Below are 461 nucleotides of genomic sequence, written 5' to 3' on the forward strand. Positions count from 1 at the left end.
AATATAATGAAACTCAACATTGCAGTTTTGGCCGGTGATGGTATCGGCCCGGAGATTATTGATCAGGCCATCAAGGTGGTGGACGCAATATGTGAAAAAAAAGGCCATACAGCTACGTACACAAAAGGTCTTGTGGGCGCCACCGCTATTGATCAGACCGGCAATCCATATCCCGATGAGACGCACGAGCTGTGTATGAATTCTGATGCCGTACTTTTTGGTGCCATTGGTGATCCAAAATTCGACAACGATCCCAAAGCTAAGGTACGACCTGAGCAGGGACTTTTGGCCATGCGCCAAAAACTGGGACTTTATGCCAACATACGTCCAGTGAGTACTTTCCCTTCATTGTTGCACAAATCGCCACTGCGTGCCGACTTGGTTGAAGGTGCCGATTTTGTCGCTATTCGAGAATTAACCGGAGGTATCTATTTCGGACGCCCACAAGGACGGTCTGAGAA

1 protein-coding gene is annotated in these 461 nt (G+C 48.2%); it reads left to right on the forward strand.

Features of this window, described 5'->3' with window-relative positions:
• The coding region (locus tag C6366_RS21005; protein ID WP_255412110.1) for an isocitrate/isopropylmalate family dehydrogenase at positions 1-461 on the forward strand (461 nt) is incomplete at both ends.

The sequence above is a fragment of the Desulfonatronum sp. SC1 genome (assembly GCF_003046795.1).
Taxonomy (GTDB): Bacteria; Desulfobacterota; Desulfovibrionia; order Desulfovibrionales; family Desulfonatronaceae; genus Desulfonatronum.